Here is a 24179-nt window from a genome sequence, read left to right as displayed (position 1 = left end):
ACGATGTCATGCATGGTCTCACCAGCACTCTCCACCAGCACCGATCCGGTATCGACCCGGCTGACGGAGTCTTCAATCAGGGCTTTGATTTCTTTGGCTGCCTGGGCGCTGCGCTGTGCCAGACTGCGCACCTCACCAGCGACCACCGCAAAACCACGCCCCTGTTCACCGGCACGCGCCGCTTCCACCGCCGCGTTCAGCGCCAGAATATTGGTCTGGAAAGCAATGCCATCGATCACACTGATAATGTCGGCGATTTTCTTCGAACTGCCGGCAATATCACTCATGGTTTTCACCACCCCATCGACCACTTTGCCGCCCTTTTGCGCGGTTTCTGAGGCGCTGAGCGCCAGCTGCGAGGCCTGACGGGCATTCTCAGCGTTCTGTTTCACCGTCGCCGTCAGCTGCTCCATACTGGCTGCGGTCTGTTCCAGCGAAGCGGCCTGCTCTTCGGTACGCGCCGACAGATCGTTGTTTCCGGCAGAGATTTCGCTGGCACCGGTGAAGATCGCATCGGATCCGTCACGCACGTCGCCCACGGTTTTAACCAGCTCCTGCTGCATATGTTGCAGACTGGAAGCCAGCTGGCTCATCTCGTTACGCCCTTCAACCTCAATCGTTTGCGTCAAATCGCCGCTGGCGATATGGCGGATATGACTAATGGTGGTATTTAGCGGACGCAGCAGGATGTGATGCATACCGCTCCACACCACCAGCATCACCGTCAGCAGCACCAGTAAGACAATCACCAGCACCCACATCGCCTGGTTATAAGCGCGATCGTTTTGCGCCGATCCTTCAGCAAACAGCGAGGCGGTATTATTCAGCCAGCTGTTGTAAGCCGCTTCAAAACCGTTCTGGTAGCCCTGCGTCGGCTGATCGAAGAACGCTTTGATATTGCCTTCGCCCATCAGCTTAATCAGATCGGTCAGCGCGCCGTGCAGAATGGTGTAGTTCTCGGCAACAGCCTTGACGTGGCTGAGGGTTTTAACATCTTCCGGCAATTCAGCCTGATACTCGCCATACTGCTGCTCGGCGAGCGCCAGCTGGGTTTTTGCCAGCTTGAGTAAATCCGCCACGGTGTCACCACTGCCCATTTGATTGGTATCGAGCATGTAGCGCAGACCTGCGCGGTTGAGGGTATTGCGGGTGTGAACCAGGGCAATCCATGACGCGGTCAGATTTGTCTGCTCGCGACGCAGTTGCTCGGTGATAGTGAAATTCGCTTTATCGCTCTTTAAGGCCTGAAAAAACAGACCGCCGGAGAGTAATTGCAGTGAGCCAAACACGACCAGAATTACAATAAGACTGGTCACAACTTTCATACGCTTAAACATACAGTCCCTTATTACATTTGCCATCTGTTGATGTTATCGGCAGTCAATAAGGAACCTTTACAGCTGGGGCGACCGAACGTCGCCCCGGATAAAATTAAAACGTTTCCCAGTTGGCATCGGCGGCCGCTGGGGTGCGGTGTTGCCGGGTTGCCATTACTGGCGCAGTGAATGTCGGCGGGGTCATCGGCGTGTTAAGACGTTTCCCGGCGCGCACTTTAAATACTGCGACCGCCTGGCTTAAGCGGCTGGCTTGCTGCTCCAGCGCCACCGCCGCCGAGGCCGACTCTTCCACCAGTGCGGCATTCTGCTGCGTAACACGGTCCATCTCGGTCACCGCTTCACCCACCTGATCAATACCGCGGCTCTGCTCGTCGGAGGCTGAGGCAATTTCGCCCATAATATCCGTCACCCGCGTTACCGCGCCGACGATATCACTCATGGTGGTACCCGCGCTTTCCACCAGCAGTGAACCGGCATCAACCCGGCTGACGGAGTCTTCGATCAGCGTTTTGATCTCTTTTGCCGCCTGCGCGCTGCGCTGGGCAAGATTACGCACTTCACCGGCGACCACGGCAAAACCCCGTCCCTGCTCACCGGCGCGCGCCGCTTCTACCGCCGCGTTCAGTGCCAGAATATTAGTCTGGAAGGCAATACCGTCGATCACGCTGATAATATCGGCGATTTTGCGTGAACTACCGGCGATATCACTCATGGTTTTCACCACGCCATCTACTACCGAGCCGCCTTTCTGCGCGGTTTCCGAGGCGTTCAGCGCCAGCTGAGAGGCCTGACGGGCATTCTCAGCATTCTGCTTCACCGTGGCCATCAGCTGTTCCATGCTGGCGGCAGTTTCTTCCAGGGATGCCGCCTGCTGTTCGGTGCGGGCAGAGAGATCGTTATTACCGGCCGAGATTTCGCTGGCACCGGTAAAGATAGCGTCCGAACCGTCACGCACATCACTGACGGTGCGCACCAGCTCCTGCTGCATATGGTGCAGGCTGGCCGCCAGCTGGCTCATTTCATTGCGCCCTGCCACTTCGATTTGACTGGTCAGATCGCCTGCCGCAATCAGTTTGATATGGCTGACAACCTGCTGTAATGGCTGTAACAGAATCCGTTGCAGGCCAAACCAGCACAGCACAATGACCGCCAGCACCACCAACATAATGCCGCCCAGCACCCACAGCATGCGCTGATAATCGCGCTGATTATCCGCCACGCCCAGCGCCGTCAGCGCCGCCTGCGCATCGCGCCACTGGCTGTAAACCCCCTGCATCTCACTCTGTTTTTGCTCAATATTCAGCTTATACATCGCTTCCAGCTGATTAGCCGACATCATCTCCAGCATCTGCGCCAGGGAATCGCGGTAGTTCTCGAAGTTATGCTCCAGCTGCTGAGTCAACTTGTTGTCCAGCCCCGGCGTGTCCGGCGTGGCTTTATACTGCGCATAAAACTGGTCGCTGGTCGCCAGCTGTCTGGTCCCCTGTTGATACAGACCGGTCAGTGACGCCTTATTAATCTCATTGGCGGTATCACCCTGCATCCGCAGCATGCCGCGGTTAAGGGTAATTCGCGTCTGGTTGAGCACAATCCATGCATCAGTAAAAGTGGCGACATTCACACTGGAGTTTTGTGAAACCGCGAAGTTGTTTTTATCATTATTTAATGCGCTGAAGAACAGTCCACCTGCCACTAATTGCAGGGCACCAAATATCACCAGCACCAGAATTAAACTGGTAACGACTTTAATACGCTTAAACATATTTACCCTTGATGAAAAAAAATAAAAAAACGCGATGGACTTATCGGTATAAACAGGAGGAGTTTTATAGGTCAGGATAGTTATTTTTCAGATAAGAAAAAGTGCCATAAAAAAATAACCGCAGGCCACAACGCACCTGCCTGCGGTTACCTAAACCGTTATGCGCTACGCAGATTATCCATCAGCGCCATCTCTTCACTGCTGAGCAGTTTTTCAATGTCGACGAGGATCAGCATACGATCGCCCAGCGCGCCAAGTCCGGTAAGATATTCGGTCGACATGGTCACTGCAAACTCCGGTGCCGGACGGATCTGCTCATGCGTCAGTGACAACACATCAGACACGCCATCAACCACAATGCCCACCACGCGATGCTCCAGATTTAGCACGATCACCACGGTATTATCGTTATACTCGACACCCGGCTGAGCAAATTTAATCCGCAGATCGATAATCGGTACAATAACGCCACGCAAATTCGTGACGCCTTTAATAAAGGCTGGAGTATTGGCGATACGCGTGACCTGATCGTAACCCCGAATCTCCTGCACCTTCAGAATATCGATGCCGTACTCTTCATCACCCAGCGTAAATACCAGGAACTCCTGGCCTACCGTTTCGCCAGCCAGTTTGGTGACGTTTGCCATTCCAGTCATAGGTCTACCTTTAATCAATTACAATTAAGCTGCGGCCCCGGCCACACGCTTTTCGCGGTTTAACGATTGCAGTGCTGAGACATCAACAATCAGCGCCACACTGCCATCGCCGAGGATGGTGGCGGCGGAAATACCCGGCACTTTGCGGTAGTTGCTCTCAAGGTTTTTCACCACCACCTGGTGCTGGCCAATCAGCTGATCGACCAGCAGCGCATAGCGTTTTCCGGCGCTTTGCAGAATGACCACGATGCCCTGCGTCGCTTCCGTCTTCGCGCCTTGCACATCAAAGACATTCCACAGCTCGACCAGCGGCAGATATTCGCCACGCACTTCCAGCACCCGTTCGCCACCGGCCAGCGGATGCAAATCTGCCGCCAGCGGTTGCAATGACTCCATTACCGCGTTCAGCGGCAGAATAAACACCTCTTCTGCCACCCGCACCGACATGCCGTCAAGGATCGCCAGCGTCAGCGGCAGCAGAATGCGGATGGTGGTGCCTTTCCCCTGCTTCGAACTGATTTCAACGTGACCGCCCATCTCCTGGATATTACGTTTCACCACGTCCATGCCGACGCCGCGTCCGGAAACATCGGTCACCTGTTCAGCGGTCGAGAAGCCCGGCGCAAAAATCAGCATGCCCACTTCTTCATCGCTCATCGATTCGCTGACCGGCAGCCCCGAGGACAACGCTTTCGCCAGAATGCGCTCACGATTAAGACCCGCGCCATCATCGCTGACTTCGATACAGATATTGCCGCCCTGATGTTCAGCGGACAGCGTCAGGTTGCCGCTGGCATGTTTACCCGCCAGCAGGCGTTTTTCCGGCGATTCAATGCCGTGGTCGAGACTGTTACGCACCAGGTGAGTTAACGGATCGATAATCCGCTCGATCAGGCTCTTATCCAGCTCGGTCGAGCTGCCGAGCAGCGTCAGTTCCACCTCTTTACCCAGTTTGCTGGCCAGATCGCGCACCAGACGCGGGAAGCGACTGAACACATACTCCATCGGCATCATACGAATCGACATCACCGACTCTTGCAGGTCACGCGCATTGCGCTCCAGCTGTCCCATGCTGTTCAGCAGGTCGCCGTGGTTAACCGGATCCAGCTCGCCGGATCGCTGCGCCAGCATTGACTGGGTGATCACCAGTTCGCCCACCAGGTTAATCAGCTGATCGACCTTTTCTACCGCCACGCGAATACTGCTCGACTCGCTGCTGCGCGCAGGCGCGGCTTTTTTCGCTTCACGCTTGATCGCCGGGGTGATATCGCTGACGGTCGCCAGGGATTCCGCAGGTAACTCGCTGATCGCCACATCCTCCGCTGGCGCTGGCGCGTCAAGGAAACGAATTTGTGACTCTTCAATCACAAAACAGAGCACCGCCACGATGTCATCTTTCTCGACCGATGAAACCAGCGTCGCCTCCAGCGAGGTTTCCCCTCTCTTCACCTCACTGACGGTGCCAAGATTCCCCAGCTCCTCCAGCATCAGTGAAACTTCACTCGGTTTAAGATCGACCAGCGCCAGGCGCATGCCCGCGGCGGCCACCGCTGCCGGTTGCGGTTCAGCAACCAACGTCAGGGGTTTTGCCGGTTCAATAACTTCGCCTTTGGCTTCCAGCGCCAGTTGACGCAACGCCTGACAGATATATTCAAAACTTTCAGCGTTAGGTTCCTGGGTGGCTTTATAGGCATCTAACTGTTCCTGCATAATATCTTTGGTTTCCAAAAACAGGTTGATGATATCGGTGCTGAGCTGCATTTCACCGCGGCGCGCACCGTCCAGAATGTTCTCCAGAATATGCGTGGTTTCCTGTAATACAGAAAAACCAAACGTACCCGCTCCGCCTTTAATCGAATGGGCCGCACGGAAGATGGCATTTAGCTGTTCCGAATCTGGCTCCTGTGGGTCTAACCCCAGCAGGTGTTGTTCCATGTCGGCCAGCAATTCGTCAGCCTCATCGAAAAACGTCTGGTAAAAATCGCTAATATCCATGCTCACGGTATCACCTCGGCTGTGAGTCGCGATTAGGCTGCGGCGGAATTTCCGCCACCGTCGGTAATGTCGTTACCGGTTGTGGCGCAGTCTTCAGCGTCGCCTGTATAGGTTGATGGTCGGGGGTTAATGCCGCATCCGACGGCTGCGCCGGCACGGTAATCTGTTTAATGCTTGCGGCATCGTTGATCTGCACCGCATCACTTTCCGCGTTCTCTTTTTCGATCTGCGCCTCAGTATCATGATTCAATACCAGCAAACTGATACGACGGTTTACGGCATCGTCGCCGCCGCGATTTTTCAGCTTCATGGTGTCGGCCATCCCCACCACGCGCAGCATTTTGCTGCTCGCCAGCCCGCCAGTGACCAGTTCACGACGCGAGGCATTGGCGCGATCGGCCGAGAGCTCCCAGTTGCTGTAACCCCGATCGCCACCGGCATACTGAAAATCATCGGTATGCCCGGCAAGACTGATGCGGTTGGGAATATCGTTAAGAATCGGGGCAATCGCCCGCAGAATATCGCGCATATACGGCTCTACCTGCGCACTGCCGGTTTTAAACATCGGCCGATTCTGGCTGTCGATAATCTGAATCCGCAGCCCTTCCTGCACCATATTGATGATCAGATGCGGACGCAGCGCTTTCAGCCGGGGATCGGCTTCAATCAGCTGATCAAGTTTTTCACGCAGACGATTAAGGCGGATTTCATCCAGCTTGCGTTTCTGCGCATCCATATCGACCACTTTTTTCACTTCGCCCTGCTGCTGTGAGGGATCATCGCCACCGCCAGGGATCGGACTTTCGCTGTCACTGCTGCGCGGCCCGTTACTGAGCGCGACCTTCAACGGGGTACGAAAATATTCGGCAATCTGAACCAGCTCTTTCGGATTGGCGATGGAAATCAGCCACATCACCAGAAAGAAGGCCATCATGGCGGTCATAAAATCGGCGTAAGCGATTTTCCATGAGCCATGCGAGCCCTCATGTTTTTTCACTTTGCGCCGCTTTACCAACACAATGGGGTGGCTGCTGTTCTTCATGCGTCCTGATCCGAAGTCTGTTTCGCCGGTGACTTGGCATTACGCACATGCTCTTCCAGTTCGCTGAAGGAGGGACGCTCGGTGGAATAGAGCGTTTTACGGCCAAACTCCACCGCAATTTGTGGCGCATAACCATTCAGGCTGGAGAGCAGCGTCACCTTAATGCACTGCATCATTTTGGTCGTTTCCGCGCACTTCTGGCGCAGCACCGAGGCCAGCGGCGAAATAAAACCGTAAGCCAGTAAAATACCGAGGAAAGTCCCGACCATTGCATGGGCGATCAATGCGCCCAGCTCGGCTGCCGGACGATCCGCCGAGGCCAACGCATGCACCACGCCCATCACAGCGGCCACAATGCCAAAAGCCGGCAACGAGTCGCCAACCGCCGCCAGGCTTTGTGCCGGTACGTCACATTCGTGCTCGTAGGTTTCGATCTCTTCGTCCATCAACGCTTCGATTTCAAATGCGTTCATATTCCCGCTCACCATTAACCGCAGATAGTCCGTGATAAAATCCACCAGACGGTTATCGGCAAGAATGCGCGGGTAATTAGCAAAGATTTCGCTTTCGCGCGGATTTTCAATATCCCTTTCCAGCGACAGCATGCCCTGCTGACGTGATTTCGCCATTAACCGATACAGCAGCGCCATCAGGTCCATATAGACCGCTTTATTATATTTGGAGCCACGCATTAACAGCGGCAAGGCTTTCAGGGTCGCTTTGATTGACTTACCGTTATTGCCGACAATAAATGCGCCAATCCCAGCGCCACCAATAATCAGCAATTCAGAAGGCTGATAGAGTGCGCCAAGATGACCACCGACCATCATGTAGCCCCCCAGCACCGAACCAATCACCAGCAAATAACCTAAAATAACCAGCACAATAAATCCTTACGTCCGCAACGTGTTGGTGGAAGTTAAGCCAGAGAGCCGAAGTGTTATTCGGTAAACGCAGAGCAAAAAAAAGCAGCGGTTAAAAAACCGCTGCTGGATGTCATTCCACGTTTCGAACAATCTTAAACGGCGCGTTTAACCTGTTCATCCAGCAGTTGTGGAGTGTTATCGGCAGGCTGTGCAGAAAGTTTACGTCTTTTTACCGCGCGTGATGGCGGCTGACAGAGGCTACAGACGAAGCTGCCAGCCGGCTGGTGTGCATGAGTAATAAAACTACCGTTACAGGATTTGCAGCTGGAGAGTTCCAGCATGCCACTCTCGACAAAGCGCACCAGCGTCCATGCGCGCGTCAGCGCCAACAGCGTCCATGCGCGCGTCAGCGCCAACAGCGGCGTCTCATCCGACTGCGGACACTGCTCAAGATACAGGCGATAGGCTTTTATCACCGCATCAACCCCCTGACAGAGGCCGCTTTTCAGCAGAAACTGCCAGGCGTTACAGAACATTGAGGCATGAATATTCTGTTCCCAGGTCATAAACCAGTCGGTTGAGAATGGCAACATGCCTTTGGGCGGTGGGCTGCCGCGTAGCTCTTTATACAACTTTATTAAACGGCCACGACTGAGCTGCGTCTCGCTCTCTAACATCTGTAAACGCGCACCGAGAGTAATTAATTCCATTGCCAGTTGAATATCACGAGCTTCCTGGACAATACTTTTTTCACTCATTATCTATCCCGCTCTCTTCTTAGGCAGATCTTCAGTCCTGGCTGAAGTGTCGCGTAATAAACGGCTGGACAGCAGAATACCGGTATGGATTTGCTGTAAATCATCCACGCGAGATTCCTGAGTGAGACGGCTGATGGTCTGGTGATCATTAAAGCGGAACTGACAAACCAACTGATTCGTCTCAGCCAGTTTAACCATTTCCGGTAAGGTTAATTGCGCCAGAGAATCAGCCATCGCTTCATCGATACCTAAGCGGAACATGGCAGAGGCTTTATCCTGGTTAATTAAACGCTGTGCAAGCAATAAATATGACAAATTAATGTCGTAAATATGTTTGAGTAATTCTGATGTACCCATTTTTCCATCCTGACTGACACTACTTTTAACGTTCACGGGATAAATTCCGCTACCCTGGTTGCTGGTTGGTAAATCTAAAGATGGCAAAAACACGTGGCAGCAGCCAAACATATGCTGAATGATTACGCATCGTGCCGAGTACTGATTAAGTAAGTCGTCGTCACTCCCGCTCCGCAGAGGCTTGAGTTATCAGAAATGCTCCGAGACGTCCGCTTACATATTTAAGAATATTCCGAAAGCAGCGCAACTCTATCCCGTTGGATTTCCACATACAACGAGCGAGCCCCTTAATTTTAGATAAAGTGTGATCCACGTCACACTTTTAAGCCAAATTCTTGCCATTAACCCATCAGCGAAGCTGTTGAATAGATTAATAAAAGAACAATTACGCCATTTTTTGTTAAAGAATGGTTTAGTAACGTGACCCCATGCTGAAAAAGCTCACTTATTATCCCAGGCACGTTACAGCTGCGTTACAAAGACAATTTAACAGCATTAACCATTGAAAATAGCACCAAAGAAAGCATTAAACACTAGTTTAATTTAGTTATAGTCCCTGAAAAATTAGTCACTTAGATAAACTTTATCAAAGGCTACGCGCAAATGAACTGCATGGTTGGTTACGTTTAGAGCGGCTTTACGCAACGTTTTGTTAACAGAGGCGGGTTTATGTTCGGGCCGAGAAAAGAGATGTAACGGGGGGTTACATAAGAAATGTGAATGTTTGATCGCTAATATCAGCTTGCTGTACGGGTTATCGGCAGCGATTTTATTTTCTTTACTAAAAATGCAGATTTTATTGGTTATTTTTAAATGCGCTGGATTATTGGGCGGTTTTTATCTGGAAGTAACCGGATGGGTATTAGCAATCTTTATTAATAAGGGCGGCGAGAACGCCGCCCTTATCTGTCACGTTATCAGGCTAAACGCGGAAAGGTCGCGACTTTATTTGCCATCTCATGATCATCAGTGCGTGGCGCAATCGCCTGCAAATCTTTCAGGTAAGTTTCGCGCCAGTGAGAAATATCATTTTCCCGCAAAACCGCCATCATATCGTTGTAGCGCGAAATGCGCTCGGTACGCGGCATGGTCAGGGCTTTGTCCAGCGCCGCGGCCACTTCATCACGATCGTAAGGGTTAACGATCAGCGCTGAGGTCAGCTCATTGGCCGCACCGGCGAAGCGCGATAACACCAGTACGCCAGGGTCGTCCGGATCCTGCGCCGCAATATACTCTTTCGCCACCAGATTCATGCCGTCACGCAGCGGTGTCACCAGGCCGACATCGGTCAGGCGGAAGATTTTCATCAGCAGGCGGCGATCAAAATGCTGGTTCAGATAGTAGAGCGGCGTCCAGCCCAGCGTGCCGTACTTACCATTAATCCGCCCGGCTTCAGTTTCCAGCTGGTGACGAATATCCTGATAGGCCTGCACATCTCCACGCGAAGTGGGCGCAATCTGCGAGTATCGAATATTGCCGCGATGCTCGGGGAAGTTTTCCAGCAGCGCTTCATAGGCCAGAAAACGCTCCGGCAATCCTTTTGAGTAATCGAGGCGCTCACAGGCGATAATATTTTTCGCATCACCCAATTCGCGCTTCATTGCAGCCATTTTCGGCGGCAACGGGCCTTCTGCCATCTCTTTAATACTCTCGGGTTCAATGCCGATTGGATAAACCTCAGTGGCAAAGTCATTACCAAATGCACGATGTCGCTTCTCACCCTGGTTTTGTACCTGGGTTAGCAGTGACAGACTTTCGAGAAACGCGGTACGGTCACTTTCGGTCTGGAAACCGAGCAGATCGTAATCACACATCATCTGCAACAGCTCTTCATGAGGCGGCAAGGCGTTGAAAATTTCCGGCGTCGGGAAAGGAATATGCAGGAAAAATCCGATGCGATTATTCATCCCCAGTTTACGGCAGGCTGCGGCAAACGGCAGCAGATGGTAATCATGGATCCACAGGATATCGTCCTCTTCCACCAGCGGCTGCAAACGTTTCGCCAGCAGCTCATTGACGCGACAATAGCCTTCCCAGGCTTCACGCTGGAACTGCACCAAATCCAGCCGGTAGTGAAACGCCGGCCAGACGACGGTATTGGAAAACTGGCAATAATACTGGTCATAGTCGTTCTGACTCAGACCAAATGAGGCATAGGTAATGCCGTCCTGTTTAACAATATCCAGTTGCTCTTCTTCTTCTTCACCGATGGCACTGATCTCACCATTCCAGCCAAACCACAACCCACCGGTTGTTTTAAGCGCATCCAGAATGCCGACCGCCAGGCCACCGGCACTATTTGAACCATCGGGTACAGCGATACGGTTAGATACGACCACTAAGCGACTCATAACCTTGACTCCTTACCGAGGTTGTCTTGATCTAATTGTAATTTCATCTGTTCAAGCCAGCTGTAAACTTCATCGACATCTTTCAGCCGAAAGCGCGCATCACTTGAACCTTCACCGACCTTAACTGACAAGCCGTTCATGGCATTGACCACACGAAAACCGGCTTCATCTGTCAGATCGTCACCAATAAATAGCGGAATTCGCCCGGCAAAAGGCGCTTCCTGCATAAAGGCACGAATCGCTGCGCCTTTATCGATTCCCTTCGGTTTTAATTCGACCACGCATTTCCCTGGCTGTAGCGCCAGCATTGGGAAGCGTTTCACCATTGATTCTGCCAGTTGCAAAATTTGTGGCTGGTAGTGTTCTGCCTGACGATAATGCAGGGCAAAAGCCATACCTTTAGTTTCGAGCTGCGTCCCTGGCCAGTTGTTGATATTGCTGCTCAGGGTTTCATGCAGTTGTTTCACCACCTCATCCGGCAAACTGATACGATGCAGTTCACCGGTGGCATCGCGGCGCTCAGCGCCGTGCACGCCCGCCAGCGGCGCGTGGAACGGTGCTGCCAGTCCATCCAGTTGCTCAACGGGCCGGCCGGAAATCAGCGCCACTGCACCGTGGCTCAGGGCGGATAAAGATTGCAGCGTGCGGCGAACGCTGGCGGGAATAGACACCTCGTCGGGGCGAGGTTTAATTGCCGCTAAAGTGCCATCAACATCGAAGAAAAACGCGTAGAGGCCGCCACTTAATGAAGGAAAACCTTCAGATTCTCTGGTCACACTCTTCTCCCGGTCTGCATTGGATTGCACAGCTTAAATTGGTGGTGGTTCATCCGAAATAATGACGACTGAAATAACCCGCTCAGGGAAATGGGCTGCACTGCCGTGGGCGGATGAAGTAGTTGCTGTCGGTGCAGAATTAAATCATTAGACGGCAAAAGGGAGCGGGAACGACATGACAACTGGCGATAAAAAATTGAATGCCTGCTTACTATCATGGAACTGCGCTGCTTTTCTCCTGTACCTGAACTGCGGTTTTTGCCTGCCTGATTCATTCTCTCTGACCAAATTGCGGATGACATCACAATTCAGTATAGACGCTGTTTAAGCTTCTGCCAGATCGATGATAATTTAAGAGCAATCCGAAACATTTATGGCAAAAAAAACCTTCCCTCTTCGATACTCTTTCCATTCCACCGTATACCGTAATACTCGAATATTATTCTGACTTCCCGCCGCCACAGATAACTTAATAAGCCATCCAATAAAGTTGAATTATATTTTAATAATTCTGGTAATGACTTTGCTGGCGCTTTTGCCGGATTAATAAAAAAAAAGAAAGAAAAAGCATTTGGTTTTTACGCATATATTATTCCTGGTCGGTTTTCAGTGGCGTTTCCGCTACGCTGTGCATGACCGGGCGTAACAATGGGCTGAAAGATCCGCGATTTGGGCTGAATATCCTGATTTCAGCGTCATTAACCAGGAACTTTGCTGGCCGGAAAATTGGCTGGGCATTTGCCTGGCGCACATTAATTGCCGCCGAACGGGTGTTTGGTGCATGAAGCACTCAGGTCGTGCTCGGCCGGTCTATTTTCCAGAATCGTAATGAGCTGTATACCGATCGGGTGTTTGCCAGCATTGAGAAAATCACGGTTAAGCGCTGGGGGATGCAGCGTTGAGATTGGATAATACCGGTACGCCGCTCTGACCCATTCAACCCCAGGGTTTGCACCCTTTATACCCTTCGCGCAGGAGCCGAGAACGGCTCCCGTGGAATATTAACGGCGATGGGCCAGCGAACGTACCAGCCGATCTCCCAGCGTCTGTACCAGCTGCACCAGAACAATCAGCGTCACCACCGTGCCAATCATTATCTGATTATTGAATCGCTGATAACCGTAGCGAATCGCCAGATCTCCGAGGCCGCCGCCGCCAATCACCCCCGCCATCGATGAAAAACCAATCAGCAGCACGGTAGTCAGGGTAATCCCGGCCAACAGCGCCGGCAGCGCTTCCGGCAGCAACACTTTACTGACGATATGCCAGCCGGTGCCGCCCATCGACAGAATCGCCTCAATGCGCCCTTTATCAACTTCATCCAGCGCGTTTTCCACAATGCGCGCAAAAAAGGGAAAAGCACCAAGGGTAATCGGCACAATCGCGGCGGTGGTTCCGAGCGTAGTACCGATAATCAGCCGGGTGAAAGGGATCAGCGCAATCAGCAGCACGATAAACGGCAGCGAACGCCCAATATTCACCAGGCCACTTAACAGACGGTTAAGCGTGGCGGCCGGATGAATGCCATCTTTACGGGTAATAAACAGGATGATGCCGAGCGGCAGACCCATCGCCACGGTAAACAGCGCCGCCACTGCCACCATATATACCGTTTCCAGCGTGGCATTCAGCATCAGATCCCAGAACGTTTCCCAGTCTACGCGACCGCGCATAATGCCCCCTCCCTGACGCCATGTTTACGTAAAAATGCCCGTTCCGCTTCGCGATCGTGCAATAGCTGTTTTCGCAGTGTCGACGACGGATCAACCAGCAGCTCTCCCAGCGCGCCGCTTTCCACCACCCTGCCGTCCTCCAGCAATGCGGCGTGATGGCAGATACTTTTCACCACGTCCAGCTCATGGGTGATCAACACAATGGTCAGCCCCAGCTGGCGGTTAATATCGTCCAGCAGCGCCAGTATCGAAGCGGTGGTGTCCGGGTCCAGCGCGCTGGTGGCTTCATCACACAGCAGATAGTCCGGTTTGGCTGCCAGTGCCCGCGCGATGCCGACCCGCTGCTTCTGCCCGCCGGACAGCTGTGACGGCCAGGCATCACGCCGGTCGCTCAGGCCAACCAGCGCCAGCAGTTCCGCCACCCGCGCCTGGCGATCCGACTTTTTCATCCCGGCGATTTCTAGCGGCACGGCGATATTCTCTGCCACCGTTTTGGCATGCAGTAAATTGAAATGCTGAAAAATCATCCCGGTTCGCTGACGCTGAAGACGCAATTCAGCCGCTGTCAGCGTCATCAGATCGCGGCCATCCAGCATAATACGCCCGGAGGTCGGGCGTTCCAGCAGGTTGAGACAGCGAATCAGCGTGCTTTTGCCTGCCCCGCTGCGCCCGAGGATGCCAAAAATAGCGCCATCAGGAATCGTCAGCGTGACATTATCCAGCGCCGGTCGTGGGTTTCCGGCATAGACTTTCCCCAGCTGCTCAACGCGAATCATCTCACTTCACCGCAACCGGGATCACCGATCCCTGGTAATTCTGGCGGATAAATTCCGCAACTTTTGGTGATTGCAGATCCTCAGCCAGCTTTTTGATCCGTGGATCATCCGCCAGTTTCGGTGTCGTCACCAGAATATTGGCATACGGATTATTATCCGCACTTTCCAGCCCCAGCGCGTCTTTTGCCGGTACCAGCCCCGCTTCCAGCGCGTAGTTGCCGTTGATCACGGCCAGATCAACATCATCCAGCGAACGGGGGATCTGCGGCGATTCAATTTCCAGAATTTTCAGCTGCTTTGGATTTTCCGCAATATCTTTCGGCGTGGCCTGGTCGTTAGCCGGATCGTTAAAACCGGCCTTGAGCTTGATTAATCCCTGCGCCTGCAACAGATACAGCGCCCGGCTCAGGTTGGTAACGTTATTCGGCACCGCCACCGTGGCATTATTAGGCACCTGTTGCAGTGAGGTAATTTTACGTGAGTAGATTCCCAGCGGCTCAATATGTACCGTCGCCGCCACGGCAAAAGTCTGACCTAACGCCTTCTGCTGGTCGCGTAAATACGGTACATGCTGGAAATAATTAGCATCGACGTCACCATGCGCCAGTAATTCGTTCGCATTGACGCCACTGGTTAACTCAATAATTTTCAGATCCAGTGACGGATCGATCTTTTTCACATATTGCAGGATCTCGGCATGGGGTACCGGATCGGCCGCTATCCGCAGCGCCTCTGCCGCCATTGCGGATGAAATCATATTAAACGACATTGCCAGCCCGGCTATCACCATCAACGATTTTTTCATTATTTTTCCTTTATTAACGCCAGTTATTGTGGGTTTATTTCAGGTAATCGGCGTAGTAACGCTGCGCCACATCAGTGTGCGAACGTAAACGCCCTTTCAAATAGTTCCAGCCGACATCACGCAGCAGCGGATTAAGCGGGTCGCTGGCCGGGCCATGTGCCAGCCGGGCAATATGCTCCGGCAGCTGATACACCGGCACCACCGCGTCGAGCTGTGCGCCGAGGAAGAAGGCAATCGACAGCCGCTCCTGCTCGGCCGGGGGCGAGACCACGCGATGAACGGTGGCGCGCAGATAACCATTGCTCGCCAGTTCCAGTAATTCACCAATATTCACCACAAAAGCACCGGCAATCGGCAGCGCATCGACCCAACGATCCGGCTCGACTTCCACCTGCAAACCCGGTTGATGGTCCTGCAACAGAAAACTGAGGAAACCGGAATCTTTATGCGCACCGACGCCCTGCTGACTGGCGGAAGTTGGCTGGCCTGGGTAGCGGATCAGCTTGATATGTTCGTTAGGTTTATCCCCGTACAGCGGGTCAAATGCGTCCTCCGGCAGCTCCAGCGCGGCGGCAAACGCTTGCAGCAGGCGCAGCGACATCTGCGTCATCTCTTGCTGCCAGCGCAACAGCGCGGACTTTAATTCCGGCAACGCGTCCGGCCACTGGTTTGGCCCCTGCAGGCGGCGCCATACCGGTGAACTGGCATCCAGCGTCAATGCCTCGCGTTCCGCGCCAATATCAAACTGTTCGCGCAAATCAGGCTGGCTGCGGGTGATCTCCGAACCCGGTCGGTTATAGCCGCGAAAGTGCGGCGAGTTGGCCATTGCAACTCGCGCTTTTTCGGCATCATCCAGTGCGAAAAATTGCCGGGCAACCTGCTGCACCTGTTGCTGTAACCCGGCATCAATCCCGTGATTGATCAGATAAAAGAAACCGATATCCCTTGCCGCCTGACTGAGCTGGCTCAGAAAAGCCTGACGTTGCCCGGCGTTTCCGGACAATAAGGCAAAATCCAGCACCGGCAGATTCGCTGAGGGGTTTAAACTCATATTGCGACTCCTTGCTTATAAATTAGCGAAAAACTGCATTAGCTTAGAACTAAATTGCAGCTGTAAAATATATTCAAGAACAATATGGAATAAACTGACAGGAAGTGAGGCGCGCCACCAATAATCTTGTGTTCTAAGTTATGACGTTGTTGTTAAGAGAGGAGAGTGAAAAAAAGAGACTGTATTAAAGATATAATACGCATTTGATTAATAGAGGAATTAATCTGACCACGCTGACTACAGCGCGATCAGGCAAGATAACTGGCGTGAACTAACGATAATACACCGCAATATACTGACCACCGACCTGCTCGATGGTCACCGGGGTATCAAAGATCGCTTCAATCGTTTCTGAATTCATAATCTGCTGCGGCGTGCCGCGATAAATGACGTCCCCTTCTTTCATCGCAATAATATGGTCAGAGTAAACCGACGCGAAATTAATATCATGAATCACCAGCACAATGGTTTTTTGCAACTCATCCGCCGCACGCCGCAACTGCTTCATCATTGCCACGCTATGCTTCATATCGAGGTTATTCAGCGGCTCATCCAGCAACACATATTGCGTATCCTGACAGAGTACCATCGCCACATAAGCGCGCTGCCGCTGGCCGCCCGAGAGCTCATCAAGATAACGATCTTTTAGCGGTAACAGATTAAGAAACGCCAGCGCGGTATCAATATGCTGGCGATCGTCCCCGGTCAGCCGCCCGCGGCTGTAAGGATAACGCCCAAATCCCACCAGATCGTAAACCGTCAGACGGCTGGTAAAGTGGTTTTCCTGGCGTAATACCGATAAGATCTTCGCCAGCCGATCGCCAGAGGTGGTGGCAACATCCAGCCCACTGATGCTGACATGGCCGGCATCCGGCGTCAGCAGGCGGCTGATAACCGATAACAGCGTTGATTTACCTGCGCCATTCGCGCCAATAATCGAGGTAATGCCGCCTTCCGCAATGCGCTCACTGATCTGATTCAGTACCGGCGTCTGCTGGTATTTTTTAACCACACCGTTTATTTCAATCACAACTTAGCCTTTTTGATCAAAAGGTAAAGGAACAGCGCGCCGCCGGTAAATTCAATCACCACTGACAGCGTGCCCGCCATACTAAATACCCGCTCAAGAATCAGCTGGCCGCCCACCAGGGTGATAATGCCGGTCAGCACCACACCGGGCAGCAGATATTCATGACGATGAGAGCCAACCAGCTGGTAAGTCAGGTTAGCCACTAACAGTCCGAGAAAAGTCAGCGGCCCAACCAGCGCAGTGGAGATCGCCACCAGCAGCGAAACCAGCAGCAGAATGACGATCACTTGCTTCTGGTAAGCCACGCCAAGATTAATCGCAGTATTACGCCCCAGCGCAATCACATCCAGCACATGCCGCATGCGCCAGATTGCCAGCGCAATCAGCAAGGTCAGCAGCGCGGCCACGGCGATAATTTCCGGCGCAGCGCGGGTGAAAGTGGCGAAAATGCGGCTTTGCAGAATCGCAAACTCACCCGGCGACAGCAGGCGTTGCAACAGATTAGACAGGCTACGAAACAGCGTGCCGCATACCAGCCCGACCAGCAGCACCTGATGCAGATTGATGCCGACGCCGGTCAGCAACCAGCGATAGAGCAGTACCGAAAACATCACCAGTAACAGGGCTTCACAGAGAAATTTCCCCGTTACGCCGAAGATGCCCAGGCCATCCGCATCGACAAAAAAAATCATCGCGGTCTGAATCAGAATAAACAGCGCTTCCAGCCCCATTACCGAAGGCGTCAGAATGCGGTTATTGGTGACCGTCTGAAACAGCAAGGTGGCAACACCGGAGGCAAAGGCCACCAGCAGCATAGTGGCGAGGATCAGGCCACGATGCAGCAGAATATACTGCATATTACCGCGCAGATTAATGGTCATAAACAGCACGATTGCCGCCAGCGCCACTACGCCAAGCAACAGTAAACGTCGCGCCGGTGAACTTAAGCTGCGGTGTTTCGCCGCCACACGGTGGCTTGAGGATGAAGAATTAGCCAGCATGGCGTTTTGTCCTGAGAATTAATATCAGAAAAACCAGCGCGCCAATCGCCCCGAGGATCACACTGGCAGGGATTTCAAACGGATAACTGATTAAGCGCCCGATGATATCGCACAGCAACACCAGCGCACCGCCGCACAATGCCACCCAGGGAATGGTACGGCGCAGGTTATCGCCCATCGCCATACTGACAATATTCGGCACAATCAGCCCGAGGAAAGGCAGCACGCCAATCACTACCACTACCACACCGCAAATCACGGCGATAATCGCCATGCCGATCAGCATCACCTGTTGATAGTTAACCCCGACATTGATGGAAAAATCGCGCCCCATGCCGGCCACGGTAAAGCGATCGGCAATCAGCATCGCCAGCAGCGTTAACCCGCCGACAATCCACAGCAGCTCATAGCGCCCCTGCAATACGCCGGAAAAATCGCCCGACTCCCAGCTGCCCAGTGATTGCAGCAGATCAAACTCCATCGCCAGAAAGGTAGTCACCGCACTGAACACCGCGCCAAGCATAATCCCGGTCAGCGGCACCATTAGCGGCGACTTAATCCGCATCCGTTGCAGCAGCAGCATAAACAGCGCGGTACCGCCGAGGGCAAACAGGGTGGCGACCCCCATTTTTATCAGCACCGAAGCTGACGGGCTGAAAACCATCACCAGCAGCAGGCCGAGACTGGCAGATTGCGTGGTTCCGGCGATCGAGGGTTCGACGAAACGGTTCTGCGTCAGCATCTGCATAATCAGGCCAGCGACGCTCATTGCGCTGCCCGCCAGCAACAGCGCCACGGTTCGTGGCACGCGGCTGATGAGGAAAATGTCACGCATATCAGGATCTGACCAAAAACCGCTAAGCGTGACATGGCTGGCACCAACGCACAGACTCCATATCATCAGGCCCAGCACCACCGCCAGGCCGCTTACAAATTGAAAGGTTTTCATGCGCGGAAATTACTGTCCCTGCTTTGCCTGGTCCAGCGTGCTGCTGATTTTATCCATCAGCTGGCTGTAACTCTGCACCCCACCGGCGATATACAGGGAAGCCGAATCGAGGTAAACGATATGCTTATTTTTCCAGGCATCAGTTTTAGCAATCAGCGGGTTATCCAGCACCTGTTGCGCCGACTGCCCTTCGGTACGACCGATGGCATTATCGCGATCCAGCACAAACAACCATTGCGGATTGGTTTGCAGAATAAATTCAGAAGAGACGACGTTACCGTGGCGACCCGTCTGGGTGAAGTTCGCCGCCGGTTTAAAGCCCAGCACGTCAAACACAAAACCGAAGCGCGAGCCTGGAGTATAAGCAGACATTTTACCGCCGCTGATCATTACCACCATCGCGGTTCCGGCACTGGCGGATTTCGCTTTCACCGCAGTGATTTTCTGATTGAAGTTATCGAGTAAGGTTTTCGCTTCCTGCTGCTTGTCAAAAATCGATGCCAGCTGTTCGGTGCGTTGCGTCAGGCTGTCGATAAAGTGCTGGCTGTCAATATCCAGCGCAATGGTCGGCGCGATAGCGCTGAGTTTATTATAGGCATCACGTGCGCGGCCACCGGCAATAATCAAATCAGGTTTCGCGTTGCTCAGGGCTTCATAATCTGGCTCAAACAGCGTACCGGCATTGAGAACCGCGTTGCCGCTGTATTTCGCCAGGAACGGCGGCAGATGAGTGCTGTTTTGCGGCACGCCCGCCACCGGAATATTCAGTGCATCAACGATATCCAGCGTCGACGGGTTCAGCACGATCACCTTTTTCGGGTTGACCGGCACCTGGGTGGTTCCCTGGGCGTGTTCAATGCTGATAGTCGCGGATTCCTGTGCTTCAGCGGATGCATTGTCACAACCCGCGAGCATCAAGCTCGCAGCAACCAGCGACGAAACCAACGCAAAACGTAATTTCATTTTCTCTCCTGAAAAGTGAACGCATGTAACAACGAATTAAAATGCAAACGATTCGTATTACTAAGTGTCACAATCATACGCGATTGACGCGGATAATAAACATTAGCTGGCAACAACACGGGTGTTAAACGACAAATTCCCCATCAACGTGGAAATGCGCGCCATTTCCCGCTCACGGCATTTTATTTTATAACTCACTGAATTTAAGCTATTAAGTCAGATAGCCCTTCTGGAATTGCTTATTTAGTACGCAATCATGGAGATTGTGTGAAGTTTTACGCCTCTGACTACAAACGAAAATAATTATCGTTATCATAACCATTCAATAATATTTCTTTACAATCTCAGGAATAATTTCCATGGTTCACACAACCTCTTGCAAGATGAGGCCTGGCGCAATACTTCTGGCGGGCTTAATTAGCGGGAATAGTTATGCCGCAGCAGACGTAACCAGTGATGAAGCGGAGATGGTGGTTCAGGCACCGGCAGAAGTCCAACTCAAACAACAACCGGGCGTCTCCATCATCACGGCGAAGGATATTGCTAAAGATCCTCCGGTCAATGACCTCTCTGATATCATTCGAAAAATGCCCGGTGTTAACCTGACCGGTAACAGCGCCAGCGGCAGCCGTGGCAATAACCGCCAGATTGATATTCGTGGCATGGGGCCAGAAAACACCCTGATTTTAATCGATGGCGTACCGACCACTTCGCGAAACTCGGTGCGCTACAGCTGGCGCGGCGAGCGTGATACCCGTGGCGACAGCAACTGGGTACCGGCAGAAATGGTTGAACGTATTGAAGTGCTGCGCGGCCCGGCCGCGGCACGTTATGGTTCCGGCGCTGCCGGTGGTGTGATTAATATCATCACCAAACGCCCGACCAATGACTGGCACGGCTCCCTTTCCCTGTTTACCAACCAACCCGAAAATGACAAAGAAGGTGCGACCAAACGCGCCAACTTCAGCCTTACCGGGCCACTGGCGGGTGACGCGCTGACGATGCGTCTGTACGGCAATATCAATAAAACCGATGCCGATGCCTGGGATATCAATAATGCGCAGAACGGCTCATATGCTGCTGGCAAAGAAGGGGTGCGTAATAAAGATATCAATGCCCTGCTGTCGTGGAAAATCACCCCGACACAAATTGTCGATTTCGATATGAGCTACAGCCGCCAGGGCAATATCTATGCCGGCGATACGCAGTACAGCAACAGCAACGCCAGCCCGAATAACCTGATTGAGACGCTGTACGGCCAGGAGACCAACCGCCTCTATCGCCAGACGTATGGCATCACCCATAACGGCATCTGGGACTGGGGTCAGTCACGCGTCGGCGTTTACTACGAAAAAACCAATAACACCCGTTTGCAGGAAGGTTCAACCGGGCGCGTTGAGGGGATGATTAATGGCGACGAATACCAAACCAGCCGACTGGAAAATGTGCGTACCAACGGTGAGATCACGATTCCGCTCGATCGCTGGATAGAGCAAACCGTTACGCTTGGCGCGGAATGGAATCGTGAGCAACTCAACGACCCCGCCTCCATGCAGGTGACTGATGCCAGCGGCACCACCATTGGCGATATCTCCGGCGATCCTGCGGGCCGCAGCGCGAAAAACAGCGCCGAACTTAGCGCGCTCTATTTCGAAGACAATATCGAGGCCACGCCGGGCACCAATCTGATTCCGGGCCTGCGCTTTGACTATCACAGTGAATTCGGCAGCAACTGGAGTCCCAGCCTGAATATTTCGCAGGCGCTGGGTGAATACTTCAAAATTAAAGCCGGGATCGCGCGGGTATTTAAAGCCCCGAACCTTTATCAATCCAGCGACGGTTATCTGCTCGCTACCCGGGGTAATGGCTGCCCGGATAATATCAGCGCTAATGGCTGCTATTTAATGGGCAACAGTAATCTGGATCCGGAAGTCAGTGTCAATAAAGAGATTGGTCTGGAGTTTACCGACCGCGGTTATAGCGCCGGGATCACCTATTTCCGTAACGATTACAAAAATAAAATCGTCTCCGGTACCGATATCATTGGTTATGCCTCCAACGGCAACAATATTCTACGCTGGGAAAACGGCGGTAAAGCGCTGGTGGAAGGGCTGGAAGGCAATCTGACGATACCCCTGGTGAAAGAGAAGCTGGACTGGCGTACCAATGCCACTTATATGATTACCTCGAAAAACAAAGATAGCGGTAATCCCCTGTCGGTGATCCCTGAGTACACCATCAACACCATGCTGGATTATCAGGTCACCGATAAGCTATCCGCCAACCTCAACTGGACCTTCTACGGACGGCAGAAACCGCGTGAATATGCGGAAATTCGCAACGAAGTTGACTCGCTGGCCACCAACCCGCTGGGCGCATACTCGGTAGCGGGCATCGGCGTAAATTATGCTGTGGTGAAAAACCTGCGTCTGAATGCCGGTATCAGCAATCTGTTTGATAAGCGGGTGTATCGGGAGAATAAAGGGGCATCAACCTATAACGAACCGGGTCGTGCTTACTATGCTGGCGTAACAATGTCATTTTAACCCTGATAAGCGGAATTTCTGGAATGCTCCAGGGGAGTCGTTTTCGGCTCCCCTGCACTCTTCAGTCAATCCCCAGCCAGCGCAATAACGCTGTTACCGCCGCCGCCGAGAGAATAATCACCATCAGCGGCGCTTTACGCCACGCCAGAACCAGCGCGCAGCTGACGCCCGCCACGCGGGCAAATCCAGCAAACTGCTGCCCTTCAAATAAGGTGACCGTCAGCGCCACCGCCAGTAATAATGTGGTGGCTGCATCGGATAACAGTTCCTGAGCCGACGTAGACAATTGCATCCGGCTTCCCAGTTTAAAACCTGCCAGCCGCAGCAAAAATGTGCCAGCAGCCAGCAGGACGATGCCAATCATCACCCAATGTTGTTGGCTCATTTTGCTCTCCTGCGTATCAGTAAGCCCAGCAATGAAAACAGCACCGGCAGCCCGACCGGGACAAATGGCACCGTTATCAACGAAATCACGCCACCGGACACGGCGGAAATCAGGGTGCTAAATTTTTTCAGCGCGGAGAAGATTAACGCCAGTAAAATAGCCGGAAACACCGCGTCCAGCCCGATGGCGTGAGTATCGGGGATCAGCTTGCCAAGCGACGTACCCAGCAACACGCCCAGCGGCCAGCAAACCGCGATGCCAATACCGCACAGCCAGTAAGCCGCCTTGCGCTCAGGCACTGAGGGTTGTGAGACGCCGAATACCACGCTTTCATCATTCATAATATGGCAACCGAGATAGCTGCGATAATGGCGTCCAACCAGCTCTTTAACCGCGATACCGAACGGCAGATGACGCGCGTTAACCAGCAACCCTGCGGCGGCGGCGGCTAACGGACTGCCGCCGCCAGCCACAATGCCAATAAATAAAAATTCCGAGGCGCCGGCCAGCACCAGCAATGACAGTGTCAGCGGTACCCAGAGCGGAAAACCGTAACCGGTCGCCAGCGAGCCATAAGAAATACCAACCAGCCCATCGGCAAGGCACACCAGCGCGATAGCTTTTATCACATCAGCACTCAGAGGAGAAAACCCACGAAATGGCATCATACTTATCTCATAACGAACGATTTTCCATTATAATGAACAAGACAGCATCGTTTTACAAGTCGAACGATCGTTCGATATAACAAGAATCAGGATTAGGTATGACGCAACCGATCGCTATTATCGCTAAAGGTCTGGTACGTGAACGCCAGCGCGCGGGGTTATCACTGGCTGAAGTCGCCCGCCGCGCCGGCATTGCCAAGTCGACGCTATCGCAGCTGGAAGCCGCGAACGGCAATCCCAGCCTGGAAACCTTATGGTCGCTGTGTGTGGCGCTGAATATTCCTTTTGCCCAGCTGATGGAACCACAGGCCAGCCGCACCCAGGTGATTCGTCGGGGCGAAGGCCCGGCCGTGGTGGCGGAACTGGCTGATTATAAGGCGGTGCTGCTGGCAACCTGTCCGCCAGGCGCGCGAAGGGATATTTATCTGCTGA

At 53.0% G+C, this 24179-nt stretch carries 22 protein-coding genes and 1 pseudogene; 3 read left to right on the top strand and 20 right to left on the bottom strand.

All coding sequences use genetic code 11. The features are described from left to right. The 10 genes from NG42_RS15410 to otsB all read right to left on the bottom strand — a co-directional run. A partial coding sequence (locus NG42_RS15410; RefSeq protein WP_052900507.1) for a methyl-accepting chemotaxis protein occupies window positions 1–1337 on the bottom strand: 1337 nt, incomplete at its 3' end. Between the two features lie 94 nt (window positions 1338–1431). Continuing rightward, a complete protein-coding gene (locus tag NG42_RS15405) occupies window positions 1432–3099 on the bottom strand; it encodes a methyl-accepting chemotaxis protein (protein ID WP_052900505.1) in 1668 nt (555 codons plus the stop codon). A 158-nt stretch (window positions 3100–3257) separates the two neighbouring features. After that, window positions 3258–3755 carry a chemotaxis protein CheW gene (gene cheW / locus NG42_RS15400; RefSeq protein WP_052900503.1) on the bottom strand — a complete coding sequence of 166 codons (498 nt, stop codon included), beginning with the start codon at window positions 3753–3755 and terminating at the stop codon, window positions 3258–3260. A gap of 24 nt (window positions 3756–3779) precedes the next feature. Beyond that, a complete protein-coding gene (gene cheA, locus NG42_RS15395) occupies window positions 3780–5750 on the bottom strand; it encodes a chemotaxis protein CheA (protein WP_173581502.1) in 1971 nt (656 codons plus the stop codon). A 10-nt stretch (window positions 5751–5760) separates the two neighbouring features. Continuing rightward, window positions 5761–6792 (bottom strand): flagellar motor protein MotB, encoded by a 1032-nt coding sequence (gene motB, locus NG42_RS15390; RefSeq protein WP_052900500.1) that lies wholly within the window; start codon window positions 6790–6792, stop codon window positions 5761–5763. After that, the gene (motA, locus tag NG42_RS15385) at window positions 6789–7676 is read right to left on the bottom strand and encodes a flagellar motor stator protein MotA (protein ID WP_052900499.1); all 888 of its coding nucleotides are present in this window, start codon (window positions 7674–7676) and stop codon (window positions 6789–6791) included. Before motA ends, motB begins: the two co-directional genes overlap by 4 nt. 134 nt (window positions 7677–7810) lie before the next feature. Continuing rightward, window positions 7811–8416 carry a flagellar transcriptional regulator FlhC gene (locus NG42_RS15380; RefSeq protein WP_052900496.1) on the bottom strand — a complete coding sequence of 202 codons (606 nt, stop codon included), beginning with the start codon at window positions 8414–8416 and terminating at the stop codon, window positions 7811–7813. Window positions 8417–8419: 3 nt separating this feature from the next. Beyond that, complete coding sequence (gene flhD / locus NG42_RS15375) at window positions 8420–8773, bottom strand: flagellar transcriptional regulator FlhD (RefSeq protein WP_052900494.1); 354 nt, start codon at window positions 8771–8773, stop codon at window positions 8420–8422. 917 nt (window positions 8774–9690) lie between these two features. After that, a complete protein-coding gene (gene otsA / locus NG42_RS15370; protein ID WP_052900491.1) occupies window positions 9691–11124 on the bottom strand; it encodes an alpha,alpha-trehalose-phosphate synthase in 1434 nt (477 codons plus the stop codon). Continuing rightward, window positions 11121–11900 (bottom strand): trehalose-phosphatase, encoded by a 780-nt coding sequence (gene otsB / locus NG42_RS15365; RefSeq protein ID WP_052900490.1) that lies wholly within the window; start codon window positions 11898–11900, stop codon window positions 11121–11123. The genes otsA and otsB overlap by 4 nt, the downstream gene beginning before the upstream one ends. Before the next feature lie 593 nt (window positions 11901–12493). Here otsB and NG42_RS23580 point away from each other — a divergent pair. After that, window positions 12494–12802: pseudogene (locus tag NG42_RS23580) on the top strand (ABC transporter permease); the annotation flags it as partial. Window positions 12803–12901: 99 nt separating this feature from the next. On the opposite strand, the gene NG42_RS15360 reads toward NG42_RS23580, so the two are convergent. From NG42_RS15360 to NG42_RS15325, 8 genes are all read right to left on the bottom strand, one after another. Beyond that, window positions 12902–13573, bottom strand: a complete 672-nt coding sequence (locus tag NG42_RS15360) for a methionine ABC transporter permease (RefSeq protein ID WP_052900488.1) — start codon at window positions 13571–13573, stop codon at window positions 12902–12904. Further along, window positions 13558–14349, bottom strand: coding sequence for a methionine ABC transporter ATP-binding protein (locus tag NG42_RS15355; RefSeq protein WP_072133262.1), 792 nt, complete (start codon window positions 14347–14349; stop codon window positions 13558–13560). The genes NG42_RS15360 and NG42_RS15355 overlap by 16 nt, the downstream gene beginning before the upstream one ends. A gap of 1 nt (window position 14350) precedes the next feature. Next, window positions 14351–15139: a MetQ/NlpA family ABC transporter substrate-binding protein gene (locus tag NG42_RS15350; RefSeq protein WP_420911313.1), complete on the bottom strand. Its 789-nt coding sequence runs from the start codon at window positions 15137–15139 to the stop codon at window positions 14351–14353. 49 nt (window positions 15140–15188) lie between these two features. After that, window positions 15189–16205: an isopenicillin N synthase family dioxygenase gene (locus tag NG42_RS15345; protein ID WP_052900482.1), complete on the bottom strand. Its 1017-nt coding sequence runs from the start codon at window positions 16203–16205 to the stop codon at window positions 15189–15191. A gap of 271 nt (window positions 16206–16476) precedes the next feature. Beyond that, window positions 16477–17235: an iron ABC transporter ATP-binding protein gene (locus NG42_RS15340; RefSeq protein ID WP_052900480.1), complete on the bottom strand. Its 759-nt coding sequence runs from the start codon at window positions 17233–17235 to the stop codon at window positions 16477–16479. Next, complete coding sequence (locus tag NG42_RS15335) at window positions 17232–18236, bottom strand: iron chelate uptake ABC transporter family permease subunit (protein ID WP_052900479.1); 1005 nt, start codon at window positions 18234–18236, stop codon at window positions 17232–17234. The genes NG42_RS15340 and NG42_RS15335 overlap by 4 nt, the downstream gene beginning before the upstream one ends. Further along, window positions 18226–19185, bottom strand: coding sequence for an ABC transporter permease (locus NG42_RS15330; protein WP_052900478.1), 960 nt, complete (start codon window positions 19183–19185; stop codon window positions 18226–18228). Before NG42_RS15330 ends, NG42_RS15335 begins: the two co-directional genes overlap by 11 nt. Before the next feature lie 9 nt (window positions 19186–19194). Beyond that, window positions 19195–20148, bottom strand: a complete 954-nt coding sequence (locus NG42_RS15325) for a siderophore ABC transporter substrate-binding protein (RefSeq protein ID WP_052900476.1) — start codon at window positions 20146–20148, stop codon at window positions 19195–19197. Window positions 20149–20507: 359 nt separating this feature from the next. On the opposite strand from NG42_RS15325, the gene NG42_RS15320 reads away from it, so the two are divergent. Then, window positions 20508–22694 carry a TonB-dependent siderophore receptor gene (locus tag NG42_RS15320; protein WP_053115905.1) on the top strand — a complete coding sequence of 729 codons (2187 nt, stop codon included), beginning with the start codon at window positions 20508–20510 and terminating at the stop codon, window positions 22692–22694. A 61-nt stretch (window positions 22695–22755) separates the two neighbouring features. Here NG42_RS15320 and NG42_RS15315 read toward each other — a convergent pair whose 3' ends face one another. Beyond that, window positions 22756–23079 carry an AzlD domain-containing protein gene (locus tag NG42_RS15315; protein WP_052900473.1) on the bottom strand — a complete coding sequence of 108 codons (324 nt, stop codon included), beginning with the start codon at window positions 23077–23079 and terminating at the stop codon, window positions 22756–22758. Further along, window positions 23076–23744: an AzlC family ABC transporter permease gene (locus NG42_RS15310; RefSeq protein WP_052900514.1), complete on the bottom strand. Its 669-nt coding sequence runs from the start codon at window positions 23742–23744 to the stop codon at window positions 23076–23078. The genes NG42_RS15315 and NG42_RS15310 overlap by 4 nt, the downstream gene beginning before the upstream one ends. Before the next feature lie 101 nt (window positions 23745–23845). On the opposite strand from NG42_RS15310, the gene NG42_RS23575 reads away from it, so the two are divergent. Then, window positions 23846–24179 (top strand): helix-turn-helix domain-containing protein (locus tag NG42_RS23575; protein WP_241488365.1); only part of this gene is annotated, 334 nt, incomplete at its 3' end.

Source organism: Winslowiella iniecta, from assembly GCF_001267535.1.
Taxonomy (GTDB): Bacteria; Pseudomonadota; Gammaproteobacteria; order Enterobacterales; family Enterobacteriaceae; genus Erwinia; species Erwinia iniecta.
This window is presented reverse-complemented; position numbering and strand designations above follow the sequence as displayed.

Bases quoted from the DNA above. Each gene is read 5' to 3' on its own strand.
- NG42_RS15330 (WP_052900478.1), bottom strand. From the start codon at position 19,185: ATGAAAACCTTTCAATTTGTAAGCGGCCTGGCGGTGGTGCTGGGCCTG.
- NG42_RS15380 (WP_052900496.1), bottom strand. From the start codon at position 8,416: ATGAGTGAAAAAAGTATTGTCCAGGAAGCTCGTGATATTCAACTGGCA.
- NG42_RS15345 (WP_052900482.1), bottom strand. From the start codon at position 16,205: ATGAGTTTAAACCCCTCAGCGAATCTGCCGGTGCTGGATTTTGCCTTA.
- NG42_RS15355 (WP_072133262.1), bottom strand. From the start codon at position 14,349: ATGATTCGCGTTGAGCAGCTGGGGAAAGTCTATGCCGGAAACCCACGA.
- cheW (WP_052900503.1), bottom strand. From the start codon at position 3,755: ATGACTGGAATGGCAAACGTCACCAAACTGGCTGGCGAAACGGTAGGC.
- NG42_RS15350 (WP_420911313.1), bottom strand. From the start codon at position 15,139: ATGGTGATAGCCGGGCTGGCAATGTCGTTTAATATGATTTCATCCGCA.
- flhD (WP_052900494.1), bottom strand. From the start codon at position 8,773: ATGGGTACATCAGAATTACTCAAACATATTTACGACATTAATTTGTCA.
- otsA (WP_052900491.1), bottom strand. From the start codon at position 11,124: ATGAGTCGCTTAGTGGTCGTATCTAACCGTATCGCTGTACCCGATGGT.
- cheA (WP_173581502.1), bottom strand. From the start codon at position 5,750: ATGGATATTAGCGATTTTTACCAGACGTTTTTCGATGAGGCTGACGAA.
- motB (WP_052900500.1), bottom strand. From the start codon at position 6,792: ATGAAGAACAGCAGCCACCCCATTGTGTTGGTAAAGCGGCGCAAAGTG.
- NG42_RS15360 (WP_052900488.1), bottom strand. From the start codon at position 13,573: ATGCGCGGTCGCGTAGACTGGGAAACGTTCTGGGATCTGATGCTGAAT.
- NG42_RS15325 (WP_052900476.1), bottom strand. From the start codon at position 20,148: ATGAAATTACGTTTTGCGTTGGTTTCGTCGCTGGTTGCTGCGAGCTTG.
- NG42_RS15405 (WP_052900505.1), bottom strand. From the start codon at position 3,099: ATGTTTAAGCGTATTAAAGTCGTTACCAGTTTAATTCTGGTGCTGGTG.
- NG42_RS15335 (WP_052900479.1), bottom strand. From the start codon at position 18,236: ATGCTGGCTAATTCTTCATCCTCAAGCCACCGTGTGGCGGCGAAACAC.
- NG42_RS15310 (WP_052900514.1), bottom strand. From the start codon at position 23,744: ATGCCATTTCGTGGGTTTTCTCCTCTGAGTGCTGATGTGATAAAAGCT.
- NG42_RS15315 (WP_052900473.1), bottom strand. From the start codon at position 23,079: ATGAGCCAACAACATTGGGTGATGATTGGCATCGTCCTGCTGGCTGCT.
- NG42_RS15320 (WP_053115905.1), top strand. From the start codon at position 20,508: ATGGTTCACACAACCTCTTGCAAGATGAGGCCTGGCGCAATACTTCTG.